This is a genomic window from Paenibacillus sp. 2KB_20 (genome assembly GCF_052115765.1).
Classification (GTDB): domain Bacteria; phylum Bacillota; class Bacilli; order Paenibacillales; family Paenibacillaceae; genus Paenibacillus_AQ.
In genome coordinates this window covers 671,893-696,488 of sequence record NZ_JBFRHH010000001.1, presented here as the reverse complement: position 1 = coordinate 696,488, position 24,596 = coordinate 671,893, and the positions used below count along the sequence as shown (strand labels likewise).

Annotated in this window: 20 protein-coding genes; 19 read left to right on the top strand and 1 reads right to left on the bottom strand. The window is 47.2% G+C overall.

The window, feature by feature from the left end:
• The first annotated feature begins 39 nt into the window (after window positions 1–39).
• From AB4124_RS03210 to glnA, 16 genes are all read left to right on the top strand, one after another.
• A complete protein-coding gene (locus AB4124_RS03210; RefSeq protein WP_430186975.1) occupies window positions 40–561 on the top strand; it encodes a 3D domain-containing protein in 522 nt (173 codons plus the stop codon).
• 131 nt (window positions 562–692) lie between these two features.
• On the top strand, window positions 693–893 hold the full coding sequence (locus tag AB4124_RS03205) for a hypothetical protein (RefSeq protein ID WP_071222739.1): 201 nt from the start codon (window positions 693–695) through the stop codon (window positions 891–893).
• Window positions 894–1,091: 198 nt separating this feature from the next.
• Window positions 1,092–2,201 carry a cell wall-active antibiotics response protein LiaF gene (liaF, locus tag AB4124_RS03200; RefSeq protein WP_441971111.1) on the top strand — a complete coding sequence of 370 codons (1,110 nt, stop codon included), beginning with the start codon at window positions 1,092–1,094 and terminating at the stop codon, window positions 2,199–2,201.
• Window positions 2,202–2,206: 5 nt separating this feature from the next.
• Window positions 2,207–3,289: a sensor histidine kinase gene (locus AB4124_RS03195; RefSeq protein ID WP_339267469.1), complete on the top strand. Its 1,083-nt coding sequence runs from the start codon at window positions 2,207–2,209 to the stop codon at window positions 3,287–3,289.
• 18 nt (window positions 3,290–3,307) lie between these two features.
• Window positions 3,308–3,961, top strand: a complete 654-nt coding sequence (locus AB4124_RS03190; protein ID WP_076324472.1) for a response regulator — start codon at window positions 3,308–3,310, stop codon at window positions 3,959–3,961.
• 160 nt (window positions 3,962–4,121) lie between these two features.
• On the top strand, window positions 4,122–5,759 hold the full coding sequence (locus tag AB4124_RS03185) for a S1C family serine protease (protein WP_441971108.1): 1,638 nt from the start codon (window positions 4,122–4,124) through the stop codon (window positions 5,757–5,759).
• Between the two features lie 129 nt (window positions 5,760–5,888).
• Window positions 5,889–6,575: a response regulator transcription factor gene (locus AB4124_RS03180; protein WP_213643504.1), complete on the top strand. Its 687-nt coding sequence runs from the start codon at window positions 5,889–5,891 to the stop codon at window positions 6,573–6,575.
• 1 nt (window position 6,576) lies between these two features.
• A complete protein-coding gene (locus tag AB4124_RS03175) occupies window positions 6,577–8,034 on the top strand; it encodes a sensor histidine kinase (protein ID WP_441971106.1) in 1,458 nt (485 codons plus the stop codon).
• A gap of 52 nt (window positions 8,035–8,086) precedes the next feature.
• Window positions 8,087–9,037, top strand: a complete 951-nt coding sequence (locus AB4124_RS03170; protein ID WP_441971629.1) for a 4-hydroxy-3-methylbut-2-enyl diphosphate reductase — start codon at window positions 8,087–8,089, stop codon at window positions 9,035–9,037.
• A 664-nt stretch (window positions 9,038–9,701) separates the two neighbouring features.
• Window positions 9,702–10,658, top strand: a complete 957-nt coding sequence (locus AB4124_RS03165; protein WP_076324468.1) for an ABC transporter permease — start codon at window positions 9,702–9,704, stop codon at window positions 10,656–10,658.
• A 31-nt stretch (window positions 10,659–10,689) separates the two neighbouring features.
• Window positions 10,690–11,586, top strand: coding sequence for a carbohydrate ABC transporter permease (locus AB4124_RS03160; protein ID WP_076324467.1), 897 nt, complete (start codon window positions 10,690–10,692; stop codon window positions 11,584–11,586).
• A 79-nt stretch (window positions 11,587–11,665) separates the two neighbouring features.
• Window positions 11,666–13,336, top strand: a complete 1,671-nt coding sequence (locus AB4124_RS03155) for an extracellular solute-binding protein (protein ID WP_083659761.1) — start codon at window positions 11,666–11,668, stop codon at window positions 13,334–13,336.
• A gap of 79 nt (window positions 13,337–13,415) precedes the next feature.
• The gene (locus AB4124_RS03150; protein WP_430106831.1) at window positions 13,416–14,990 is read left to right on the top strand and encodes a helix-turn-helix domain-containing protein; all 1,575 of its coding nucleotides are present in this window, start codon (window positions 13,416–13,418) and stop codon (window positions 14,988–14,990) included.
• A 38-nt stretch (window positions 14,991–15,028) separates the two neighbouring features.
• Window positions 15,029–16,819: a sensor histidine kinase gene (locus tag AB4124_RS03145; protein ID WP_441971104.1), complete on the top strand. Its 1,791-nt coding sequence runs from the start codon at window positions 15,029–15,031 to the stop codon at window positions 16,817–16,819.
• 174 nt (window positions 16,820–16,993) lie between these two features.
• Window positions 16,994–18,049 carry a 3-deoxy-7-phosphoheptulonate synthase gene (gene aroF, locus AB4124_RS03140; protein WP_076324464.1) on the top strand — a complete coding sequence of 352 codons (1,056 nt, stop codon included), beginning with the start codon at window positions 16,994–16,996 and terminating at the stop codon, window positions 18,047–18,049.
• A gap of 292 nt (window positions 18,050–18,341) precedes the next feature.
• Complete coding sequence (gene glnA / locus AB4124_RS03135; protein ID WP_430129622.1) at window positions 18,342–19,766, top strand: type I glutamate--ammonia ligase; 1,425 nt, start codon at window positions 18,342–18,344, stop codon at window positions 19,764–19,766.
• 177 nt (window positions 19,767–19,943) lie between these two features.
• On the opposite strand, the gene AB4124_RS03130 is transcribed toward glnA, so the two are convergent.
• Window positions 19,944–20,987, bottom strand: coding sequence for a LacI family DNA-binding transcriptional regulator (locus AB4124_RS03130; RefSeq protein ID WP_076324462.1), 1,044 nt, complete (start codon window positions 20,985–20,987; stop codon window positions 19,944–19,946).
• A gap of 415 nt (window positions 20,988–21,402) precedes the next feature.
• Between AB4124_RS03130 and AB4124_RS03125 the strand changes: the two genes are divergently transcribed.
• The 3 genes from AB4124_RS03125 to AB4124_RS03115 all read left to right on the top strand — a co-directional run bounded on the left by AB4124_RS03125 (window position 21,403) and on the right by AB4124_RS03115 (window position 24,580).
• Window positions 21,403–22,743, top strand: a complete 1,341-nt coding sequence (locus AB4124_RS03125) for an ABC transporter substrate-binding protein (RefSeq protein ID WP_441971101.1) — start codon at window positions 21,403–21,405, stop codon at window positions 22,741–22,743.
• A gap of 107 nt (window positions 22,744–22,850) precedes the next feature.
• Complete coding sequence (locus AB4124_RS03120; RefSeq protein ID WP_076324460.1) at window positions 22,851–23,744, top strand: carbohydrate ABC transporter permease; 894 nt, start codon at window positions 22,851–22,853, stop codon at window positions 23,742–23,744.
• Window positions 23,744–24,580 (top strand): carbohydrate ABC transporter permease, encoded by an 837-nt coding sequence (locus tag AB4124_RS03115; protein ID WP_076324459.1) that lies wholly within the window; start codon window positions 23,744–23,746, stop codon window positions 24,578–24,580. Before AB4124_RS03120 ends, AB4124_RS03115 begins: the two co-directional genes overlap by 1 nt.
• Window positions 24,581–24,596: the final 16 nt, after the last annotated feature.

Sequence of the window (24,596 nt, the reverse complement as noted above, 5' to 3'; positions counted from 1 at the left end):
TCTCGCTTCTATGCGCTTCGTGTAGCAGGTTTTAGCGATATGAATAGATACTTGGAAGTTCCGAATACGGGGCCTAAGGCCAGCAAGCCTGGGAAGAAACGCGAATCCATGCCTGTGCTTGCGCCGAGGGAGGACCAGGTGCTGCATACGGTGAAGGTAACCGCTACAGGGTATACGGCAGGTTATGAATCGACCGGAAAGAAGCCGGGACATCCTCAATATGGAATCACCTACTCCGGGGTGAAGGTTAAGCGGGATCGAAATATGGTATCTACGATTGCCGCGGATCCGAATGTATTCCCGCTTGGCAGTATTCTCTATATACCGGGCTATGGCTATGGAATCGTAGCGGATATCGGTTCTGCGATCAAAGGGCAAAAAATCGATCTTTACTTCTCCACAACCAAACAAGTGTTTAAGGAGTGGGGGAAGAAGGACGTCGAGGTACAGGTTATTAAAACCGGAAGCGGCAAATGCACGGAAGAAATGCTGAGAACCCTGGATAACGCGATTGAAACCTATCGTTTCCTGCCTTCATCTGTTTTGGAGGAAGCCATTTAGGATGATTTTGGCGTGTAGATTGGCAGTAAACATTTAAGAATAATGCCAACCTGTTCATCACATACTACTTTTCGGGGGCTAAACCCCTGAAGAGGATGATGGTATTGCATATGAACAGGGAGGTGAATACTGTGGCTAAAAAGAACAAGGTACAAGAAAACTTTAAAACACCAAATGAAAAGTTTAACGCTGAGTTTGCTGAAGATACCAGCATAGCCAGCAATCCAAAAGGGAATTCCAAGGTTCAGGAGAACTACAAAAAACCGAACGAGAAGTTTGACGCTGAGTTTGGCGAACTGAACACACCAGGGGACCATTCTGCAAACCGTTAAGGTGTAGATGTCAGCGCCCGTTCGTGCCAAATAAGACCTCCGCTTTAGCGGGGGTCTTTTATTATGGTATAATTCCCGTTTTTATCCATGGACTCAGTCTCAAGACCGAGATCAACTTCATTCCACCGCCGCTAACCTGTTCAATGCAATATGTTGTACACTGTAGTTAAGAAAAAAATAGAACTGGAAGGCAAGGGGATGACCATGAGTAGAAAAGGATGGAGCCAGCTTAGCAACGGTTTGCTGCTCATCGGTATTGGTGTGGTGTTTCTTCTAAATCAGCTCGATATGATACATGTGGATCTTGGTTATATATTCTCGACCTTTTGGCCAGTATTCATCATCTGGTTCGGCCTGCAAAGCTTAATTTATGCACGTGGAGGAGCACTGTGGGGCTCCGTTGTGCCAATCATAATCGGATCGTACTTTCTTGGAAGAAACCTGGATTTGATTGACTTCTCATTCGGCGATCTGATCAAGTATGCGATTCCGATTATCCTGATTGGGTTTGGATTGCAGGTTATTTTTAAACCGAAACCTCATACGCCGCCGCCATCACCGCCAAGTCCGGATGACTTCAGCTCGCATCGGCGCGACGATTACAACATTCCCGATCCGCCTGAAGCGCGTCCGCTTGATTCTTCCCTGGATGAAGAATTCGAACGGAGATTTGGCAAGCCAGACAAGGCTGACAAGACTGGAAATATCCTGCCCGATCCTGAACTAGAATCACCGGATTTTCATGAGCCGGGCAAGGGGTACCGCTGGCAGGGACAGCATCATGAACGCCAGCGCCAGGACCGTCAAGATCGCAGCCGGTTCAGAGTTCATGTTGATTTTGACGATAACGGCAAAAGCTACAGCGACGGATCGGATTATAAGGATGAACAGCACCACCAACACCATCACCAATCTTGGCACAGCCATGATGCGGTGAACAAGTCCTCTTTTATCGGGGACGTGCATATGGGGAAAGATTATTTTCAGCTGAAGCCGACAAATATCTCGCAGTTCATCGGTGATACGGTGCTGGATCTGACTAAAGCCCAAATCCCTTACGGTGAAACGAAAATCAACATCTCGGCGTTTATCGGGGATGTCAAAGTATTCGTTCCAAATGATTCGGATGTCGGCATTCATGTCACGACCAACTCCTTCATCGGCGATATGAAGGTGCTGGAGGAAAGCCGCAGCGGCTTTATGAGCAATGCCGGTCTGGAAAGCCCGCATTATAGGGAAGCAGGTAAGAAAATTCGAATCACCGTCAGCGTATTTATCGGTGATGTCAAAGTGAATAGGGTAGGATAACCGTTATGATGGGAATATTGAAAAATACCAAATGGGTGATACTGTTTTACTTTCTGTTGATTGGAGCCGGGGTTGCTGTTTTCCTGTATACAGCAAACCAATCCGGCTACATACATATTGAAGATAACCGGCTGTGGGTGTATTACACAGTCGGTGTACTTCTGTTTACGGGGATTGCGGGATACATTGCGGGACAGCGCATCCAGCGACCGCTGGACCTGCTTCATCTGAACATGCTGCAGGTTGCCAAAGGAAATCTGAACGTGCGACTGCCAGCCATGGAAGACGGCTCTTTTGCCAGAGTATACGATGAGTTTAACGGAATGACAGAAGCGCTGGAGAAGAAGATGAAGCTGCTGCAGCGCCTGGGTGAGCAGGATGTCATTGAGAAAGAGATTGCTGCGGAAGCCGCGGTGCTTGAGGAACGACGCCGGATGGCACGGGACCTGCATGATACGGTCAGTCAGCAGCTGTTCGCGATCCATATGTCGGCTTCATCGCTTCCGGCGGTTCTGAAGAGAAACCCGGAGCAGGGCGATAAAGTGCTTGGCCAGTTGATTGAGATGTCTCACGTGGCGCAGAAGCAGATGCGTGCGCTAATTGCACAGCTTCGGCCTGTTGAACTGGAAGGAAGAACCCTAGAGGAGGCACTCGAACGGTGGTTCCCGGATTACTGTCGCCAAAATGGCCTAAAGGGCATGAAGGATGTTGAACTTTACGGCGGAGTGTCGGATGCAATTGAGCATCAGCTGTTCCTGATTATACAGGAAGCAGTAGCTAATATTGTAAAACATGCCGGTGCAAGCCTTGTCAGCATGTCGCTTCGTGAGGATCAGAAACGCGTTATTTTAAGCATTAGCGACGACGGAATTGGGTTTGACGAGGTGGCAGGCAAGCAGGGTTCATACGGGCTGTCCACGATGCGTGAGCGAGCCGAAAAGCTTGGTGGACAGGTCGATATTATAAGTAAAAAGGGTGCAGGGACAACAGTTCGCGTGAATATTCCGCTGTTTGAGGCCGAGGGTAATCAGGGACCGACTACGGAAGAGAGCAAGGATCAGGAAGTACTGGCTGAGCCAGTGGAATAGAGAGGGGACAACATCATTATGGGAACGATTCGGATATTGCTGGCGGATGATCATGATATGGTTCGGATGGGATTAAAAACGTATTTGTCACTGGACCCGGGATTTGAAGTGATCGGAGAGGCCGCAAACGGCCAAGAGGTCGTTGATATGTTAAGAAATGGGGATGAGGCAGACCGGCCTGATCTCATTCTTATGGATCTGATGATGCCGGTGATGAACGGGGCAGAGACCACACGTGCGGTCATGTCCGAGTTCCCGGACCAGAAGATCGTGATTCTGACCAGCTTTCTCGAAGACGAGCTTGTGGTTGAGTGCATCGAAGCGGGGGCTGTTAGTTATGTATTGAAGACCGTTTCGGCCGACGAGCTCATCTACGCTCTTCAGGGAGCGTTTAGGGGTATGCCGGTCATGACCAAAGACGTGTCGGAAGCACTCACCCGCGGGATCCGCCGACATATGGTGAACGGCGATGATTCCGGGCTTACCGAGCGCGAGAAGGAAGTTTTGCTGCTCATTGCCGAAGGCAAGAGCAACAAAGATATCGGCGAAGAGCTGCATATCAGCATTAAAACGGTCAAAACCCATGTCAGCAATCTGCTGATGAAGTGTGAGCTGGAAGACCGCACACAGTTGGCGATTTACGCCCACCGTAAGGGATGGGTCAAAATGTAGCGACTCCACTCGGATCAGATTCCCTTGACGCGGCTTTGGCTTTCTTTTTATCTGCCTTTTAATTGTTTTTAAGGTACTATTAAGGTTTATAGTACACAATAAGAACAGTTAATCAATTAAACCACTTGGAAGCAAGTGATTTTAAATAGGAGGTAGACCTATGGACGACCAAAGAAAGCGCTACGGGTATCCGGATGATGAGGGAATGAACAACGAGTCGAATAACAATGAAGCACCGAGACGTGAGGAAGCATCCACGAAGAATTCGTCTTATTACTATTCTTACGGACCGTTTCAGTCCATACCCAGCGAACGTGATGATCAGCAGCCAGAGCGGCCATACCAGAGCCGGGAATCGAAGGAAGTAGAAGTTACCGCTCCGCAGCCTGTCAAACCGATTCCATCCTCCGGTTTCTCGCAGTCACATTCCTCCGGAAGCCAGGGGGGCGGCGGGTCTATGGATTCGATGCAAAGAAATAAAGAATGGAACTACAGCCAGAAGCCTAAAAATTCCGTGAAGACGGTGCTGTTGTCCTTCATGGCAGGTGTCCTTGTCATTTCGAGCCTGATGTTTGCCGCTGACCGCACGAATCTGTTTACACCTGATGCGGCGTACTCATCGGAGCCAGCTCAAGAAACTTCAGCCAAAGTCGATGATAACGGCGGAGCTACTACGGCATCGAGTATTATTCCTTCGGGCCAAGGAGATGTATCGGCAGTCGTAGATCAGGCGAGTCCTGCCGTTGTACTGATCGAGACGCTTGTAAACAGCAGCAATCGCCAGAGCACGAATCCGAATATGAATGATCCGTTCTGGTACTTCTTCGGCGGCGGCCAATCGAGCCAGGAAGGAAATGGCGGAAACAGTGGAAACGGTGGAAGCAGCAACAACGGAGGTCAGGAATCCCAGCTTCAGCCTTCCGGCATCGGCTCGGGTTTCATCTTTGAGAAGTCCGGATACATTTTGACGAATGAGCATGTGATCCATGGCTCAGATGTGATCCAAGTAACGGTACAGGGTACCAAAAAGCCTTATGAAGCGAAGCTGCTCGGTTCCAGCTATGAGCTCGACTTGGCCGTGCTAAAAATCGAAGGGGCCGACTTCCCAACGGTGCAGCTGGGCGACTCCAATTCGCTGAAGGTCGGTGAATGGCTTGTTGCCATCGGTAACCCGCATGGTTTTGAGCATACGGTAACCGCAGGCGTACTTAGCTCGAAGGAACGCGAGATTGATATTCAAGGAACGAACGGCGAAGCTGAGCGGAATTATGAGCATCTTCTGCAAACCGATGCTTCGATTAATCCGGGTAACTCCGGCGGACCGCTTCTCAATCTGAAGGGCGAGGTTATCGGGATGAACGTAGCCGTCAGCGCCGAAGCGCAAGGGATCGGATTTGCAATTCCGTCCAGCACGATCAAGGAAGTTGTGGAATACCTGAAGAATAATCAGGAAGTTCCGAAAGAGCCGATTCCGTTTATCGGGGCAAGCCTGGGAACGGTCACTCCGCAAATTGCCCAGTCTTTGGGAACCGACGTGAAGGAAGGTTCTTATGTTGACAGCGTTGTATTCCGTTCGCCGGCTTATGAAGCGGACCTGCGTCAATATGACATCATTGTGGGCGTGGACGGAACAAAATATCCGACCTCGAAGGATCTGATTGAGTTCATACAATCGAAGAAGGTTGGAGACAAAATCACACTGAATGTGGTTCGCAACGGTAAGAACATTGATTTGCCGTTGACGATTGGGGACCGTAATAAGTTTGATCTATCCCAACAGCAACAACAGCAACCGTAACCCTGGATAGGTGTGACAACAAGCGGAAGGGACCGTTCCCTTCCGCTTGTCTTGTCCTTGAGGCGACCGATATAATGGGATTGTAACGTCGAACTAAATTAAACGCTAGAAGATAGAGGAGATGCCGCTATGCGATCCCGGATATTAATTGTAGATGATGATGAGAAGATTATTTCCATGCTGCGCAGGGGACTTGCGTTTGAGGGCTATGACGTCCTAACCGCATCCAACGGAGCGGAAGGTTTGAAGGTGATATTGAGTGAGGACCCGGACGTTGTCGTTCTGGATGTGATGATGCCTCAAGTCGATGGATTTGAAGCGTTGCGCAGACTCCGGGAAGGCGGAAGCACGACACCAGTGCTGATGCTGACCGCGAAGGATGAAGTGGAGAATCGGGTGAAGGGACTGGATACCGGAGCAGATGATTATCTGGTCAAACCTTTCGCGCTGGAGGAGCTGCTTGCCCGCGTACGGGCTTTGCTGCGCCGTAAAACCGGGGACGATAGCTCTAATCACCGACTGACTTACGAGGATCTTGTGATGGATACCGATGCAAGGGAAGTTATTCGCAGCGGGCAGCGACTGGAGCTAACCGCCAAGGAATTTGAGCTCCTGCACCTGTTTATGCAAAATCCGAAGCGGGTGCTGTCCCGCGATTTAATAATGGATAAAATATGGGGCTATGATTACAGCGGGGAGTCCAACGTGCTGGAGGTTTATATCGCCATGCTCCGGCAGAAGACCGAGGAACATGGAGGTAAACGGCTGATCCAGACGATCCGCGGAGCCGGCTATATTTTAAGAGGAGATAACTAGCATGTCCATTCGGTTAAGACTGACAGCATGGTATACCGGCATTTTGTTTGTGACACTGCTGATTTTTAGCTCGGCGGTGTATGGCTTTGTCCATTTGTATACGTATGAGGAGTTAAAGCAGCGATTAGTACAGGAAGCAAATAAGATTGGTTACACATCTTCGTCTGTTGCACTTCTACCGGATCGTTCCTCCGCGCTTAATATGGAGGCAGCTGATTTATACGTTCAGCTGTATACTTTCTATAATGGGTCCATCTGGAGATCTGGGAATATGGAGTTCAGTGGTTTGCAATTTGAAAATCCGACTGTAGACAGAGCATTAAGTATGACCAAACCCGGAGAGTTTAAACGGTTTTCTTTTAATGGGGCATCCTTCATTGTATACGAATCCCCGGTCGTTGAAACGAACTCAAGGAAATTATTCGGATGGCTTCAGATCGGAGTAAGTACCCGAACCATCGAGCAAACCCTGGATCGACTCCAATCCATCCTCATCATGGGATCCGCAGCAACACTTGTCATTGCTTCAACATTAGGCTTGTTCCTCGCCCGGAAATCCATGAAACCTATCGGCAAGGTCACGGAGGCTGCGGAGCAGATCCAGAAAGGGACTGACCTCAGCGTACGAATCGAATACGATGGGCCGGAAGACGAGATTGGTCAGTTGATCGGCACGTTTAACGGGATGCTTGAGAGGACGGAGGGCTTTTACAAAGAGCTTGAAGATGCCTATGCGGCGCAGCGCCGATTTGTATCGGATGCTTCCCATGAACTCCGAACGCCGCTGACCACCATCCGGGGGAATGTGGATCTTCTCCAGAAGATGTGGACGGAAGCCCCTGGCGAGAGAGCGAATATGGACGAAGATACGATTAAGCAAATCTCGGTCGAAGCGGTGGGAGATATATCTGATGAAGCGAAGCGGATGAGCAGACTGGTGAACGATATGCTGTCTCTGGCACGTGCCGATACTGGCCAGACCTTTAAACTGGATCCGGTCCCTCTGCAGCCTTTGGTTGAAGAGGTCGCACGGCGCGCTCATTTCCTGGAGAAAACCGCTGAGTGGCATGTCGGAGAGCTGTCTGTCTTGAACGGTGTTTATGTAGAAGGAAATAAGGACTACTTACAGCAGATGCTGTTCATCTTTATCGAGAATGCGTTCAAGTATACGCCGGAGGGTGAAGTTAGCCTGGATGTCGTCCTGTACAAGGGCCAGGTCGGTCTGCGAATTTCGGATACGGGGATCGGTATGGATAAGGATGAGGTTCCGTTTATATTCGAGCGTTTCTATCGAGCGGACCAGTCCAGAGGCGTGACGAGCGGGACTGGCCTTGGCTTATCCATAGCCAAATGGATTATTGATGAGCACAAGGGCTCTGTCGAGGTTGTTACCCGAAGAGGGGAAGGCAGTACCTTTATCGTCTGGCTGCCCGTCGTCTTTGCTCCTCCTCTGGAATAGGTTATAATAGACTAGATACTTTACGTATTACAACGGAAAGCAGGTGAGGATCATCGAAGTCTTGAAAATATCACCGAGAGGTTACTGTTACGGTGTCGTTGACGCTATGGTCTTGGCACGTCAGGCGGCCCAGAATCTGGATCTTCCTCGGCCTATTTATATATTGGGCATGATTGTGCATAACAGTCATGTCACGCAATCCTTTGAGGATGAAGGCATCATTACGCTGGACGGTCCGAATCGGATGGAAATCCTGAGTCAGGTGGAGAGCGGCACCGTTATTTTTACCGCACACGGGGTCTCTCCCGAAGTACGCAAGCTTGCGAGAGATAAAGGGTTAACCACACTCGACGCCACTTGTCCTGATGTGACGAAAACCCATGATTTGATCCGGGAAAAGGTAGCGGACGGGTATGAGATCATTTACATCGGGAAGAAGGGGCATCCCGAGCCGGAAGGGGCTATCGGGATCGCACCGGAACATGTGCATCTGATCGAGAAGGAAGAAGAAATTGAACAGCTTCAGGTAAAATCATCCCGAATCATCATTACGAACCAGACCACGATGAGTCAATGGGATATCAAGCATATCATGAAGAGTCTGCTCGATAAATTCCCTGGAGCGGAGATTCATAATGAAATTTGCCTTGCAACGCAAGTCCGGCAGGAAGCGGTAGCCGAGCAAGCCGGTCAGGCGGACTTGGTCATCGTGGTTGGCGACCCGCGCAGTAATAACTCGAACCGTCTTGCACAGGTATCCGAAGAGATAGCTGGCGTTCCGGCTCACCGCATTGGCGATGTGACGGAGCTTAAACGCGAATGGCTTGAAGGCGTAGGCAAAGTGGCTGTTACATCAGGGGCATCAACACCGACTCCAATTACCAAGGAAGTCATCGCCTATTTGGAACAGTATGAACATGATCAGCCGGAAACTTGGGAGATCAAACGTACGGTGAATATGAATAAACTGCTTCCGCCGGTTCGGGTGAAGAGTAAATCATAAGAATGGAAGCTTTTTCTTAAACAAGGGTCGCGATTAAATCGCGACCCTTGTTTTTTTTTTGATATCGGTACGTCCTTAATATTATCTTGTCATCGTCCTATTTGGCTCCTTTTCTCGAACAGGGGGATAAGCGTTTATTTTCATGATCACCTATGATATATTAGGAGTTCGAGTCCATTGACATTACAGAAAATGGTTTATAGCATACCAGCAGAGGACAGCGTTCAGCTAAACATTGATGGTGTTACCGGAAATTATATCAGTTCATGAATCATAGCCTAAACATAACAAGAGATCCATTTTAGCTTAGTTTATAAAAACTATGAATGGTTTAGCCAAATAGTGCTAATTGATACTCTCCCCTTGTGGTGAATGGTGGAACAACAGTTCATGTGAAATGAACTGAACACTATAGACCTAAGGGGATTTTCTATGTTCCGCACTAAGAACGGAAGGATGAATATTGGACAACCTCGCCGGAGGCAGGATCATTTTTTTGGACTAGCAGTACCCCCGTAAATATCCCATGCTGTGTAAGCGTTTCAATTCTCGATTGAATAATATCATTTTTCGTTGAATAGGCAAATGTTTATATTGGATAGTTTATTCTACAATGTTAGACATTAGGTAAACTTCATGGCATAGAACACACGGGGGGTTGGACATGGCGCAAATATCCGTAGAACAGGAACCTGTTCCAAAACGGAAAAAGGACAGCTTATTGATTCGCTTTGCTAAACAATGGGATATTCAATTAATGGTGCTTCCTGCACTCGCACTCATTTTTGTGTTTAGCTATATACCGATGTACGGTATTCTAATGGCTTTCCAGGACTATAACATTTTCAAAGGGATGGGCGAGAGCCCATGGGCTGGATTCAAGCATTTCGAAATGTTTTTTGAATCACCTGAATTTATGACGGTTATGCGAAACACGATCGTCATCAGTTTACTTAAATTTATCATTGGTTTCCCTGCACCGATTATGCTGGCGCTGATGCTGAACGAGGTTCGGCATATGTTCTTCAAGAGATTGGTGCAAACCGTCAGTTATCTACCGCACTTCCTGTCTTGGGTTATCGTTTCAGGATTTGCGATTTCTCTCTTGTCAACGGATAACGGCAGTGTGAACATTCTGCTGCAGAAGCTGAATTTGATCGAAGAACCGCTCAACTTCCTGTCCATTCCTGAGTACTTCTGGACGATACTCGTAACGACAGGGGTTTGGAAAGAGATTGGGTTCTCCTCGATTGTTTACTTGGCAGCTGTTGCCGGGGTTGACCCGCACATGTACGAAGCAGCGGACATGGATGGCGCAAGCAAATTCAGGCAGATCTTTACGATTACGCTTCCATCGATTATGCCAGTCGTTGTTATCTTTATGATTCTTGCCATTGGTAACTTGCTAACTGCAGGCTTCGAAGACATCTTGCTCTTGGCTAAGAATCCGGTATTGCGAGAGGTATCCGACGTTATCGACACGTATGTCTATCGAATAGGTATTGAAAATTCCCGATTCTCATATGCAACGGCTGTAGGCTTGTTTAAAGCGGTAATCAGCGTCATGCTTCTGACGATTGCCAACTTGATTGCACGTAAATCAGGGAACAGCTTATGGTAAAAGACCACTATGATGAAGGGAGCGGGTAATTGTGGTACGTCTAGCATTTGGTGACAAAGTGATGATGGTCATCATTTATATCTTCTTGGCATTACTGGCCTTTGTAACTTTTTATCCGTTTTGGAACGGACTTGTCATTTCATTTAACTCAGGTTCAGATACAGCAATGGGGGGCGTTACCTTCTGGCCCCGGGACTTTACATTAGAGAATTATGGGATAGTCTTTCAGGATAACAGGCTGCTGAATGGTTTCAAGATTTCGGTGCTTCGTACCGTGATCGGAACCATCTCCTCCATACTTGTAACCTCCATCTTCGCTTATGGGATGACGAAGAGCGAACTGATCGGCCGTAAGTACTACATGGTTATGTGTATTATTACGATGTATTTTGGCGGTGGCCTGATCCCATCCTTTATGCTCGTTCGCGGTTTGGGTCTGATGGATTCTTTCTGGGTGTTCATTATTCCGGGCTTGGTAAGTGTGTGGAACATGATCATCTTCCGAACGTTCTTTAACGGCCTCCCGAATGGTCTTGAAGAGTCCGCCAAAATTGACGGCTGTGGCAACTGGGGTATTTTCTTTAAGATCATTCTCCCACTGTCCGGTCCGGTAATCGCAACATTGTCATTGTTCACCGCGGTTTCGCATTGGAATGAATGGTTCTTGCCGAGTATCTACATCAATAACGAGAACTTGCTGCCAATTCAGACCATGCTTCGCCAGATATTGAACTCTAATATTATGTCTGAACAGATGAGCAATCTAGATTCGGCTTCTCAGGCCGTTCTCTCCCGGATGCAGAGTGTGACCTCCAAGTCGTTGTCCATGGCAACCATGATGGTGGCAACACTTCCGATTATTATGGTGTATCCATTCGTACAGAAGCACTTCGTTAAAGGTGTTCTGGTAGGCTCCCTGAAAGAGTAAGGGCAACAATATGTGTTGTTTGAAGCATTATGCTTTAGACATAAATATCAAGTGTAAAGACGAAAGGGGAAATTAGAGAATGAGGTTGAGAAAGAAATCGCTGACCACATCGATGACGGCTTTGCTTGCGGCAGCGCTAATGCTTTCTGCATGCGGCGGCGGCGGTGGAACCAAGACTGCTAACCCTGAGCCAGCAGGCGAAAGCGGAACTAGCACGCCTCCAACGGAGGCATCTGACAAGTTTGTGCTTGGCGAAACTCCGCTTGAGTTCAGCTTCTATGGTCATTATAACGAGTACACCATGCCTCCATGGGGGCAAGACGAATCCTCGAAATGGATTAAAGAGAATAAGAAAGTAACCGTAAATGCCATTCATTCGCAAGGTAACGCACAACAAAAATTCAATACCATGATTGCTTCCACGGAGCTTCCAGATGTTATGTGGATGGATCGCGGACCGGATGTAGAGAAATTGCGTCAAGCAGACATGCTTGTGCCTTATGACGAATATCTCGATAAATACCCTAACTTGAAGGAATGGATGGGTGAGGAAGGTCTGAACATGCTTCGTTCCCCTGACGGTAAACTATATCAGTTCCCGAACTGGTATACGAACCAACCGAACGGTAACGCAGGGTATGTTGTTAATAAACAAATCTACCATGAGTTAGGTTCACCTAAACTGGAAACAACAGATGATTTGTACGAATACCTGAAAGCAGTTAAAGCCAAATATGGCGATAAAGTTGTTCCATTTGAACCGCACGTTCAAGGTCAAGGTATTGAAGTACTGTATTCCGCTTTTGCTGAAAATGCTCTAACGCGCTGGATCAGCATCCGCGGCGTGCCTAACGGTGACAAGTTGTCTTCCATCTTTACTGATCCTATCTTCCGTGAGTCGATGCAGTATTCCGCGAAGCTGTTCCGTGAGAAGTTGATTTCTCAGGATGCTATGACTCAAACTGTAGATCAGGTTAAAGAGAAAGTGAACACGGGACGAGTTGCAGTATATGCTGCTTCAAGCCCGACTGAAAATGCAATGAACGCACATGCCGATTTGGCAGCAAAAGATCCAAACGGAGGATATTTCATGATCTGGCCGATTCATAAAGAAGGCCTGGACAAGAACAAAATCTTCCCTGGTACTTACACGCAATTGGGTTGGAACGTAAGTGTAATTACGAAGTCTGCTAAAAATCCAGAAGCGATCTTCGCATTCCTGGATTGGTACACAGGTCCTGAAGGACAAAGTGTTCTGATGTGGGGTCCTCCAGGAGGATATTGGGATGGATTTGAAGACGACGGTGTGACACCTAAATTTACTGAGAAGTATGTATCTGATGCAGCCGGTCTTAACAAGCTGCAAGCGATAACAACGAACTTGCATTGGAACGGTAACACGGTATTTATTGATACAGCAAAAGCAAAATATGAAAGCACATTGCCGGAGGAGCAGCGTAACTGGTCCACTCGTTGGCAGTATGAAGTCACTTGGAAGACTCAAGCAAATGCTACGGAATACATCAACCTCGATCCGGCCCCGGACAGCGAGGAAGGAATTATCCGTCAGCGTGTAGAGGATATCTTTACAGAATCCAGAGCGAAAGCCCTGTATGCGAAGGATGATGCCGAAGTATTGGCAATCCTCGACAAGGCGGAAGCCGATGCGCAATCTGCCGGATATGATAAACTTCTTGCATTCAAAACAACGAAATGGCAAGAAAACGTTGCAAAAATGAAAGGCCAATAATAATCTTTACTTAAAACCAAGAAGGGTATGCTGCTTATGCAGTATACCCTTATCGGAATTTATGGGGGAGATGATACCCGTGTATAAAGTGCTGCTGGCAGACGATGAAATACTGGACCTAGAGGGCATGAAGAGCTTTATTCCATGGGAAAATCTCGGAATGAAAGTGATAGACTCGGTCAATAATGGCTTTGCTGCCTGTGAGGTTCTCGAAAGGGAGAAGATCGACATCCTCGTTACCGATGTTCGCATGCCGAATATGACCGGGCTTGAGCTTGCTCAGCGGGCACTGAAATTGCAGGAGGAACTCCGGATTATCTTCGTAAGCGGTTATCAGGACTTTGGTTATGTGAAGCAGGCGATTGCCTTGAATGCATGCAGTTACGTTTTAAAGCCGATGGAGGATCAGGAGCTGATCGATGCATTAACGAAGGTGAGGCTGGAGTTGGATCGTCTCCATGAACGCAAAGAGACGGAAGAAGCTTACCAGCAGATGATCCCCATCCTCAAAAATCAGTACCTCCTGCAAATTCTCCAGAGGCCCTACGATGGAGCCATACTGGATATTATCAAGCGGGAGTACCGATTGACGGAGCTTCACTGGCCGGTTTGTGTCATTTTGCTAGAGCTTGATAATGTGAGCACTTGGCGAAGCAGCTTGCTCGATTCCGAGGAAAAGCTTAGTGTCATAGAGGAGTATTTCTCGAGACTGCATAAACTGCTCGAACAGAACGGCTTCGAATACATATGCAAGGTAACAGATCAGCGGACGGCCGTATTGCTTAACGGGGGCAGGGGCAAAGAAGAGCTTCAATCCCTGCTTGAGGAATTGAAGCAGGAATATAACTATACGATGACGGTAGGAGAAGGAAGAGCTGCCTACCAACTGGAGCAGCTTCACACGTCGTATCAGGAGGCATTGGCCGCGCTGGACTACAAAATGTTCCGGGGCAAAGGTAAATGGATTCTGTACAGCGAGGTGCCTACCGAGGACCGTGAGGATGTAAAAAGTCTCGATATCCGTCTGGATGCCTTATTTACAGCCATGACAGAGTATGATATCGTTCGTATTTATGATGAACTGGAAGCGATTCAATTGCTTGCCTCTAATATCAGATCCAAGTTCACCATACGTAATTTAGCCGTGTATATTATGGTGAAGCTCGAAGGTCATCTGCAGACGATTAATGAAGAGTTATACCGTATGGCAGGATTGGATCTCAAAAATCTTGATATTCTACTTCATTTTGAAACGATGGATGATATCTTCTCATGGCTTCGCATGAAGGCAATGGAAATTTCGGAAATGCTCAAGAACCGAAAATCAACAAAGAATGGCAGGCTGGTCGAAGAGATCATAGAAAATATCCAAGCGCGTATGCATGAGAATATCACGCTGCGAGATATGGCAAACCGGTTTTCTTTTTCACCGAATTATCTTGGGGTGCTCTTCAAGGAAGAAACCGGACATAACTTCAGCGATTATGTAATCAAGCTCCGCATGGAGCGCGCTAGAGATCTGCTCAAGACGACCAAGCTCAAAATATACGAAATTGCATCGCAAACAGGGTATCAGTATCTGCCTTATTTCAGTAGACAGTTTAAGGAAATGTATGGAATGACACCTCTGGAATACCGGCGCAAGCACTCGTAATTGGCAAAATTCAGATTAGATGTGGGGTCAAACAGGTGATGGCAGGGAAATTCGAACGAATACGGGTCAAGATACCTTTCGGGTACAAGTTAATGATTTCTTACTGCGTGTTCATCATTATACCGGTGCTGCTTGTCGGTCAGATTGCGAATCAGGTCTTCGTAAAGTCCATTCGCGAGCAGACGTATAACAATATTCAGGGAACGCTGCATCAGATGAGCGAGAATATATCATATAAGATGGAGGACATGATCCGGATCTCGGACATGCTTTATTTTGATACGACCTTTAACAGCCGCCTGCGGTTTACTGAAAGCGCTTGGATTAGCTACGACACAACGATTAATGTGCTGATTCCCAAGTTGGAGACCGCGGTGAGTACGGCTAACCGAAGGATCTGGTTATCGATCTACCTGCGTAACGACGACCTTAGGGAGATCTATGACAATTATTCGAATTCAGATCCGCTGGATTCCAACAAACGTCTGTTTGATATTTATCAATATGACAGACTAGAGGACCGATCATGGTATAAGCTGTATCCAAAGGAAGAGAATTATGGCGTAACCTTGCAATGGAAACAGATTGAAGACGATGTGAGGAACGGACGCATTTCCTTGCTGCGGCGGTTGGTGGATATCAGCTCGACCATTAAACCGCAGGAGATCGGATTCATGCGGATCAACGTCAGTATGACCGACCTCTTCGAAAGCATGGATTACAACAAGATCGGTGACGGAACGGCTTTATATTTATCGGATTCCCAAGGGCGGGTGGTTCTATCATCGGGTGGCATACAGACAACCGTCTTCAAGGAAAAAGAACTTCGCAAGAACGGTGACCTCCTCATTCGGAAGCCCATTCCCCAGCTCGGATGGGATTTGATTGCCGTTGTCCCTGCGCAAATCGTGGAGAAAGATACGGTCAAGATTCGTAATTTAACTTATCTGATCTGTCTGATTTGTATCGCTATCTTTTTTGTGGTCAGCATTTTGGTTTCCAGATACTTCAGCCGCCGGGTTTCCAAAATCGTATCGGTGCTGGACTCGTTCCAGGAAGGAGAATTCCACAAGCGGGTATCCTTTAAGGGCAATGATGAATTTACGCATATTTCCTCTGCTCTGAATGATATGGGCAGCAATATCGGCAAGCTGATCAATGAGGTGTATCTGGCCGACCTTCAGAAAAAAGAAGCGGAACTGGAATCGCTGCATGCGCAGATTAATCCGCATTTTCTATACAATACCCTATCCTCCATCAGCCGCTTGGCGCGGTTTGGGATGCTGGATAAACTGCAGCGTATGGTGATGGACCTAGCGAAGTTTTATCGCCTGTCGCTTAACGATGGCTGGAATATCATCTCCGTGAAGAATGAACTGGAACAGGCTCAGGCGTATGTAGATATTCAAAAGATTAAATACGACGAACGGATGCAGGTTACTTATGATTTCGAGCCGGAAGTGGTCCGGTATGAAACCGTGAAATTGATTTTGCAGCCGTTTATCGAGAATGTGCTGGAGCATGCCTGGACCGGGGATTATATTCATGTTCGAATTACCGCCAGAGTGCTGGAAGACGTCCTGGAATTTAAGATTATCGATAATGGAGTCGGGTTCCCGCCCGGCAGAGTTTTGGATAATACAGGCGGACAGGATCTAACCAATGCCGGATACGGTATTCGGAATGTGGATCAACGAATCAAACTTCACTATGGCAGCGAATATGGGGTCACGTTATTCAGCCGAGCCGGAATTGGGACAACGGCAAGAATTGCGATACCACTCGTGAAGCGAACCGTAGCGGAAGGACGCAGCAAAACATTGATGTAACAGGTAATCGACATCTCCCGATCGTGCAGGCTTGAAGAATGGGCTTGACGAGGGGAGATTTTTTCTGTATATTTACTTTATCGGATAAAAGCATAAAAGCTTAAAAGCGAACAAGCGCGAAAGCGATTATCCATCGATTTGAAAATGGAATAAATTCAGAAAGAAGGTTTTATTATGATCGTTATTACATCCAATCAAATATCAGAGGAACAAGTTCAGCATATCGTAAGCGAGATTGAGAAGGAAGGACTGCAGGCTCACGTATCGAAAGGGGCGGACCGTACCGTAATCGGGCTGATCGGCAGCGTGAACCCGAAGCTTGCGGAGCACCTTCGCCAAATGAAGGGCGTAGAGAATGTGGTTAAAATCTCCAAGTCCTACAAGCTTGCTAGTCGTGATTTTCATCCGGATGATACCGTTATTGATATTAAAGGCACCAAGATTGGTGGCGGCAATCTGGTCGTCATGGGTGGTCCATGCGCCGTGGAATCCGCACAGCAGATTGACGAGATCGCGCAGCTGGTTAAGGCAGCAGGCGGACAGGTGCTTAGAGGTGGCGCTTTTAAGCCACGTACGGGCCCATACAGCTTCCAGGGCGTTGGCGTTGAAGGTTTGATAATGATGGCGGAAGCCGGGCAAAAACATGGCCTGTTGACGATTACGGAGGTTATGACGCCCGAATACGTGGATATTTGCGCGGAATACGCTGATATTCTGCAAGTGGGAACCCGTAATATGCAAAATTTCGATTTGCTTCGGAAACTGGGTACCTGTGGTAAGCCGGTTTTGTTGAAAAGAGGTTTCAGTTCAACCTATGATGAATTCCTGAATGCAGCGGAGTACATTCTTGCCGGCGGCAATCCGAATGTCATGCTCTGTGAACGTGGAATCCGAACATTCGAAACGTACACCCGGAATACGCTGGATTTATCTGCCATCCCTGTTTTACAAGGGTTGAGCCACCTTCCGGTCATTTCTGATCCGAGCCATGGAACAGGACGACGTGAGCTTGTCGAACCGATGTCCAAGGCATCTGTGGCGGCTGGGGCAGACGGCCTTATTATTGAGATGCACACGGATCCAGATAATTCCATGACAGGCGACGGGGTTCAATCCCTGTTCCCGGATCAATTTGCCGCATTGCTTAAAGACTTGGAGCAGCTGGCCCCACTGGTAGGCAAAAGCTTTGCGACTTCCAAAGCACCTGCTTCTGAATTTGCGCGCGTATAGTAATTGATAAGCGACGTTGTACACTCGGGGATAGCGTTAAGAACATAGTTAAGGTTCGCCAGTTCCTTAAATCTAAGAAAAAAGACATCTGCAAAAAGCTTGCAGGTGTCTTTTTTAAGTTTACATTAATTGGTTTTCTGTGTTATATAACCTAACATTGTTTTCAAAAATACCTTACATAGGTATTGACGTCAGGTTATCTCCCGGCATATAATGACGAAAAGAAATCGAAAGATTATGAACATTGTTAAGCTGTTTAAGTCTTAATGTTCGGAAATTGGGAGGAAGAGACATGTCGGTAGAGAAAGTATTGCAAACCATTAAAGAGAACAATATTGAGTGGGTTGATTTTCGTTTTGTAGACTTGTCGGGACGGGTTCATCATATTAGCTTGCCGGCTTCAGAAGTAGATGAAGAAACATTCGTGAACGGGGTAGCGTTCGATGGATCTTCTATTCCAGGATTCCGCGGCATTGAAGAATCGGATATGGTTATGATGCCTGATCCGGAGTCTTGCTATATCGATCCGTTTACAGCACATCCTACGCTTAACATTATGAGCAACATCTATACTCCGGAAGGGGATGCTTACGAGCGTGACCCGCGCGGTATCGCAGCTCGTGCCGAGCAATACCTTCAAGAGGCCGGTATCGGAACAGCAGCATTCTTTGCACCGGAATCCGAGTTCTTCCTGTTTGATGAAGTTCGCTATGAAAGCTCCATGAACAGCTCCAGCTATTTCGTAGACTCCGAGGAAGCGCATTGGAATACGAACCGCAAGGAAGAAGGCGGCAACCTTGGTTTCAAAGTTGGCGTTAAGGGCGGATATGTTCCAGTAGCACCCGTGGATACTCAACAGGATATCCGTAGCGAAATGTGCCGATTGCTTGATGAAGCAGGACTTCGCGTTGAGCGTCACCACCATGAAGTAGCAACTGCCGGCCAAGCGGAAATCAACTTCCGTTTCGATACATTGAAAAAAACAGCTGACAATTTGTTGATCTATAAATATATCGTGCATAACACAGCGCGCCAATATGGCAAAACAGCTACATTCATGCCGAAGCCATTGTTCGGGGATAACGGAAGCGGCATGCACGTTCACCAGTCCATTTTCGATGGAGACACCCCATTGTTCTATGAAAAAGGCGCTTATGCTAACCTGAGCCAAACAGCGATCCACTACATCGGCGGTATTCTGTACCATGCGCCTGCATTGATCGCTTTGACGAATCCAAGCACCAACTCCTTCAAACGTCTGGTACCAGGCTATGAAGCACCGGTTAACCTCGTATTTTCCAAGGGCAATCGTTCTGCCGCAGTGCGGATCCCGGTTGCAGCCGTAACGCCGAAGGGATGCCGCATCGAGTTCCGTACACCGGATTCCACGGCGAACCCTTACCTTGCATTCTCCGCCATGCTGATGGCTGGCTTGGACGGTATCAAGCGTAAAATCGATCCTACCGCACTCGGTTATGGACCATTCGATAAAAACATCTATGAATTGTCTGATGCCGAGAAGAAAGAAATCCGCAGCGTACCGGGTTCCCTGGATGAAGCTTTGGATGCACTTCAAGCAGACTATGAGTTCTTGACAGAAGGCGGCGTATTTACGCAAGAATTCCTCGAGAACTTCATCGAGTTCAAGCGTGCCGAAGCCAAAGCGGTTAACATCCGTGTTCATCCGCACGAGTACTCCCTGTACTACGACCTATAATAAACAACGTCAAAAAGCCTAGGGCATCATGCCCTGGGCTTTTTTTGCACACATATAAAGCCTAGCTCTAGGTTTAGACGAGGATTATCATACCTAGGAGAATAAGAGCTATTTTCAAAGGCAGGCATGAATAACCTTGCTCTTGGCTGAAGCAGCCCCGCACTCCCTTACCCAGCTTTACTCTTTAAAGTATCCGTAGTGATGCGTGTTGCTTCCGCAAGATTCCCGAACGATGAGTTCAGGCTCTACGACAAAGGAGCTGATGGGTGATTGTTTATGGATAAGGTCATAGAGCATGAGCGCTGCCAGTCGACCGATTTTCTCTTTATTTTGCCGAATCGTCGTTAGTTTGGGAGTTGTATATTTGCACGCCTCAATATCGTCACAACCGATGATCGATACATCGTCAGGGACCTTCAGGCTATGTTCCTGAAGCGCTTGGATGGCTCCAATCGCAATCTGATCGGAGGCCGCAAAGATCGCGCGAGGAAGGGAACCTGCTTGGATCAGCCGTGTCATGGCTTTGTATCCGCTTGCCTCATGAAAATCTTCACCGCTTTGGAACCATTCCGCCCGGGCCGGAAGTCCAAAGCTATCCATGGCGTTACGATAACCGGCCTCACGCTTGTTGGAGATTTCAGACTCCTTGCTGCCTCCGATGAACCCCAAGTCTCTGAAACCTTGAAGATAGAAATGCTCCACGACCTTCGAGGACATTTTATAATTATCGGACATGATATGCCCCGACATTTCGCCGAATAGTTCAATATCGACCCCGATACACGGAATATCGCTCTCATCCAGCTCTTTAATCGAGGGCTCGATTTCCTCGCCGGATATAATGACACAGCCATCCACCTGATAATGACGACATCGGCCGAGGTAGTCGGCGTCATCCCCTTGGAATTTCTCATTCGAAAAAAACAGTAGATCGTAACCGAGAACCCCCATTTGCTTCTTAAAGGAATTGAGAACTTCAACAAAAAAAGGATGAGTAAAATCGACATTCAGCTTTCCCGCAAATATGATGCCGATCAAATTCGATTTCTTGGTTGCTAATGTTTTCGCAGAATTGGAAGGGGTGTATCCCGTCTCTTTCATAATTTCCAACACGCGTGCTTTGGTCTCTTCGGATACATCACTGTAGTTGTTGATAATCTTGGAGACGGTGGATACGGATACCCCGGCCATTTTAGCGATTGTTTTGATGTTTAACGCCATGCGAAACGCCCCTTATTCTGTTTATATTATCATTTCATAATTTTCGTGAGTTTTCGTTAAATATGACTGCTACTTGTCGTTATTCAGTACAGAAGCGAAACTGTTTCGTAAATTAGTGTATCTGCTTTAACTAGGTAAGTCAATGAAGAGAGTAGTCATGATGCTTGTAATAGAAAGGAATAAAGCTGTATCGCGTTTAATAACAAAATATTTTGGGAAAGAGAAAAAAAAGCTTTGACAAACAAAATATTATGAGTAATAATAGGCCTTGCGAAACCGCTTTCGGTATATTTCGCTGAATTGCGAAAATTAATAATTATTGTTTCGTAACATCAAGATTGTACTGGGCGAGAAAAAGCGGAATGATGAATCCGGTTTCATAATGAATTGCACTTTAATTTCAGGGGGTAAGGAAATGATTAAGAAATTATCAGCAATACTTTTGGCGGGTGCTCTGACTTTCTCGCTAGCGGCTTGCGGAAGCAGTGATTCAGCCGATAAAGGCACACCTTCGAAAGGTGATAAAAAGGTCATCAAAATTTTACACTGGAAACAAGATAACATCAATAAAGCGGTTGAAGAGATCAACAAGAAATTTGAAGAGAAGTATCCTGAGTATACGATAGAGTATACCACTACGGGTCCGGATGACGAATACAAGCAGGCGCAGAGAGCAAGAATCACCGCTAATGACGTCGACGTTTTGGCTGATTTATCGGGAATGAGACTTTCCCCGCAGGAATGGACACCGGGTGCGAAAGTACCTGATTGGCAGCAGTGGATTGATACGGGATTGATCGCGGATTTATCCGACCAAGCCTTCATTAAGAATTATAATGCTAACGATATTGAAAAAGCCGGAACTTATAACGATAAAGTGTATGCGATTCCAACGGGCAAGGTTGCGATGTCCGGTCTGTTCTACAATAAGGAAATCTTTGAACAGAATGGATTGAGTGTTCCGAAAACGTGGTCGGAGTTCATCAAGCTGAATGATGATCTGAAAGCCAAGGGCATTACCCCGATTGTTGTTGCAGGTAAAGACGTATGGCCTTTGAAACTCCCTGTATTCGCCCTGCAAGCCAAAATTCTTAGCGGCGGAGACCAGCAGAAATGGATTGAAGGCGTTTGGAAAGGCGAAACGGCTTATAACGATGAAGAAGCAATCGAAGTATTGGAAAAAATGAAGACGCTTCAAGACAATTACATGATTGACGGATTCATGGGGATTGATTATGCAACAGCGCCTTCCTATTTTGCAACAGGAAAAGCAGCCATGCTGGCTGATGGCTCTTGGGATGCTCCAACCGTCGCAGCAGCAAATCCGGAGCTGAAATTCGGTTACTTCCCGCTTCCGGCTACGGAAGATGCAGCCAAGAATGCCTCTTTTGTCGGCAAGTATGACGTAACCTGGTATGCAACCGAGAAGGGACCGAACAAAGAAGGAGCCCTAAAATGGCTTGAATTCTTCTCCGAGCCGGAAAATTACACGACATTCGTGAAAGCTGCCGGTTTCATTCCGACACAGGATAACATTCAGACGGAAAGCGACTTTATTGACAATGAACTGACCCCATATCTCGGAGAGTTCGAATTGGCGTACGAAATCATGATGATTAACCGTCAAAATATTGGCGAGCATCTGGCTGCAGAAGGTGTTCATACGGAATTCCTGGCACCGGGCGGTCCATACAAAACAGCAAAAGAGCTGGCTGATATTCAACAAAAAGAATGGGAAGCTGCTGCTCCGAAATAAGATTCTTCTATTATAAAGAGACCTATATAGAATGAACCATACTGTAGTCGGGGTCTGTGCAGCAGGCCCCGACATTTATTGAAATGGGATTTTGCGAGGTGAGAGAGATGTATCCATTTGGAAAAGGATTTAACCGATTCATACCCTTATTGCTGCTGCTGATACCGATGGCGCTTTACATCGTGTTTTATTTTGGACCATCGATCCTGACAGTCATCTATTCTTTTACCGATGTTAAGAACCTCCCGGGCAGCACGTACCAATTTGTCGGGCTTGATAATTATAAGGAATTATTCTTCTCAGGGAACTCAGGGGAGCGGTGGCGTTCCATCGTAAACACCCTGATCTTTATGTTCGTTGTTACGATCGTGCAGAACGGGGTCGCTCTGTTTATCGCCGTCATCATTAACCAGCGCCTGAAAGGCGATTATTTCTATCGCGCGGTATTCTTCTTGCCGGTTGTACTGGGCGTAGCTGTCGTTGCTCTGATCTGGGGGATGATGTTCGATCCGTTAAACGGACCGGTCAACCGCCTTTACGACGCTCTCTTCGGCTATCAGGACATGTTCTTTGGGAGTTTCACTCACGCGTTTGGCTATATTATTTTCGTCCAGATTTGGATGTACATGGGCTATTCCATGCTGATCTTTCTGGCTGGACTCCAATCGGTCCCTAAAGATTTATACGAGGCGGGTCATATTGACGGCACCAGCAAGTGGCAATCTTTCCGTCATATTACCTTCCCCCTGATCGCACCATCCTTCACGGTGAATATGCTGTTATCCATCATTGGCGCAATGTCTACCTTTGATATCATTTTGGCGACAACAGACGGTCGCTTCAATACAAGGACGATGGCTTACGACGTGTACAAAGAGACGTTCCGGGGAAGTTTGGAAATGGGCCTTCCTTCGGCGCTGTCTGTTGTGCAGTTCCTGATTATTCTCCTCTTTGTTGTGGTGGCTGTCAGACAGACGCGTAAGAGAGAGGTGGAGTATTGATGCGAAATTCCAAAACCACGCAAATTCTTTCTTACGCCGTCATCGGTTTGCTGCTGATTCTGTATGTCGTTCCGCTTCTGCTCGTATTCAACGTATCACTCAAATCCTTCAATGAGTATCTGCTCAATCCGATCGGGATCGTCCAGAACATGGAATGGGGCAATTATACGCAGGCATGGTCTGAGGGCAATTTCGCCGGTTATTTCGCGAACAGCTTAATTTATACGGTATCTGCGACGGTACTGACCATCATCGTGTCGTTGTTTGCGGCCTTCCCGGTCGCGCGCGGATATGTGATGTGGAGCGGCTTCATTTATATGTTCTTTTTGTTGTCCCAGTTTCTTCCGAATCCGATGGTTGCCCAATATAAACTCATGCTGTCCTTCAAGGAGAGTGTTTCGTTCTTCGGGTATGATACCAAGCTTGGTTATATCTTGCTGAAAACGACGGGAACGGGCGTTGTGTTCATGATGTTTGTCGGCTACATCAAGTCGATTAGCCGCGATCTGGATGAGGCCGCAGGGATGGATGGTTCCGGTTATATCCGCTACCTGTTCCAGATCATTCTGCCACTGATGAAGCCGGTTATCGCAACCGGCGTCATTCTGACTGCGATTGGAATCTGGAATGATTTTGTTGGTCCGATCATGTATCTCCCGAGTCCGTCCAACTATCCTATTACGTTTGGCCTAAAGGAATTCAGGGGGCAATACGGGAATAACTGGCCGCTGCTTGCATGCGGAATTACGATCGTAGCGGCGCCATTGATCATTCTGTACACGTTCATACAGAAATATCTGGTGGACGGGGCGCTGGCCGGAGCCGTCAAATCCTAAGGCATAGAAGGGAAGA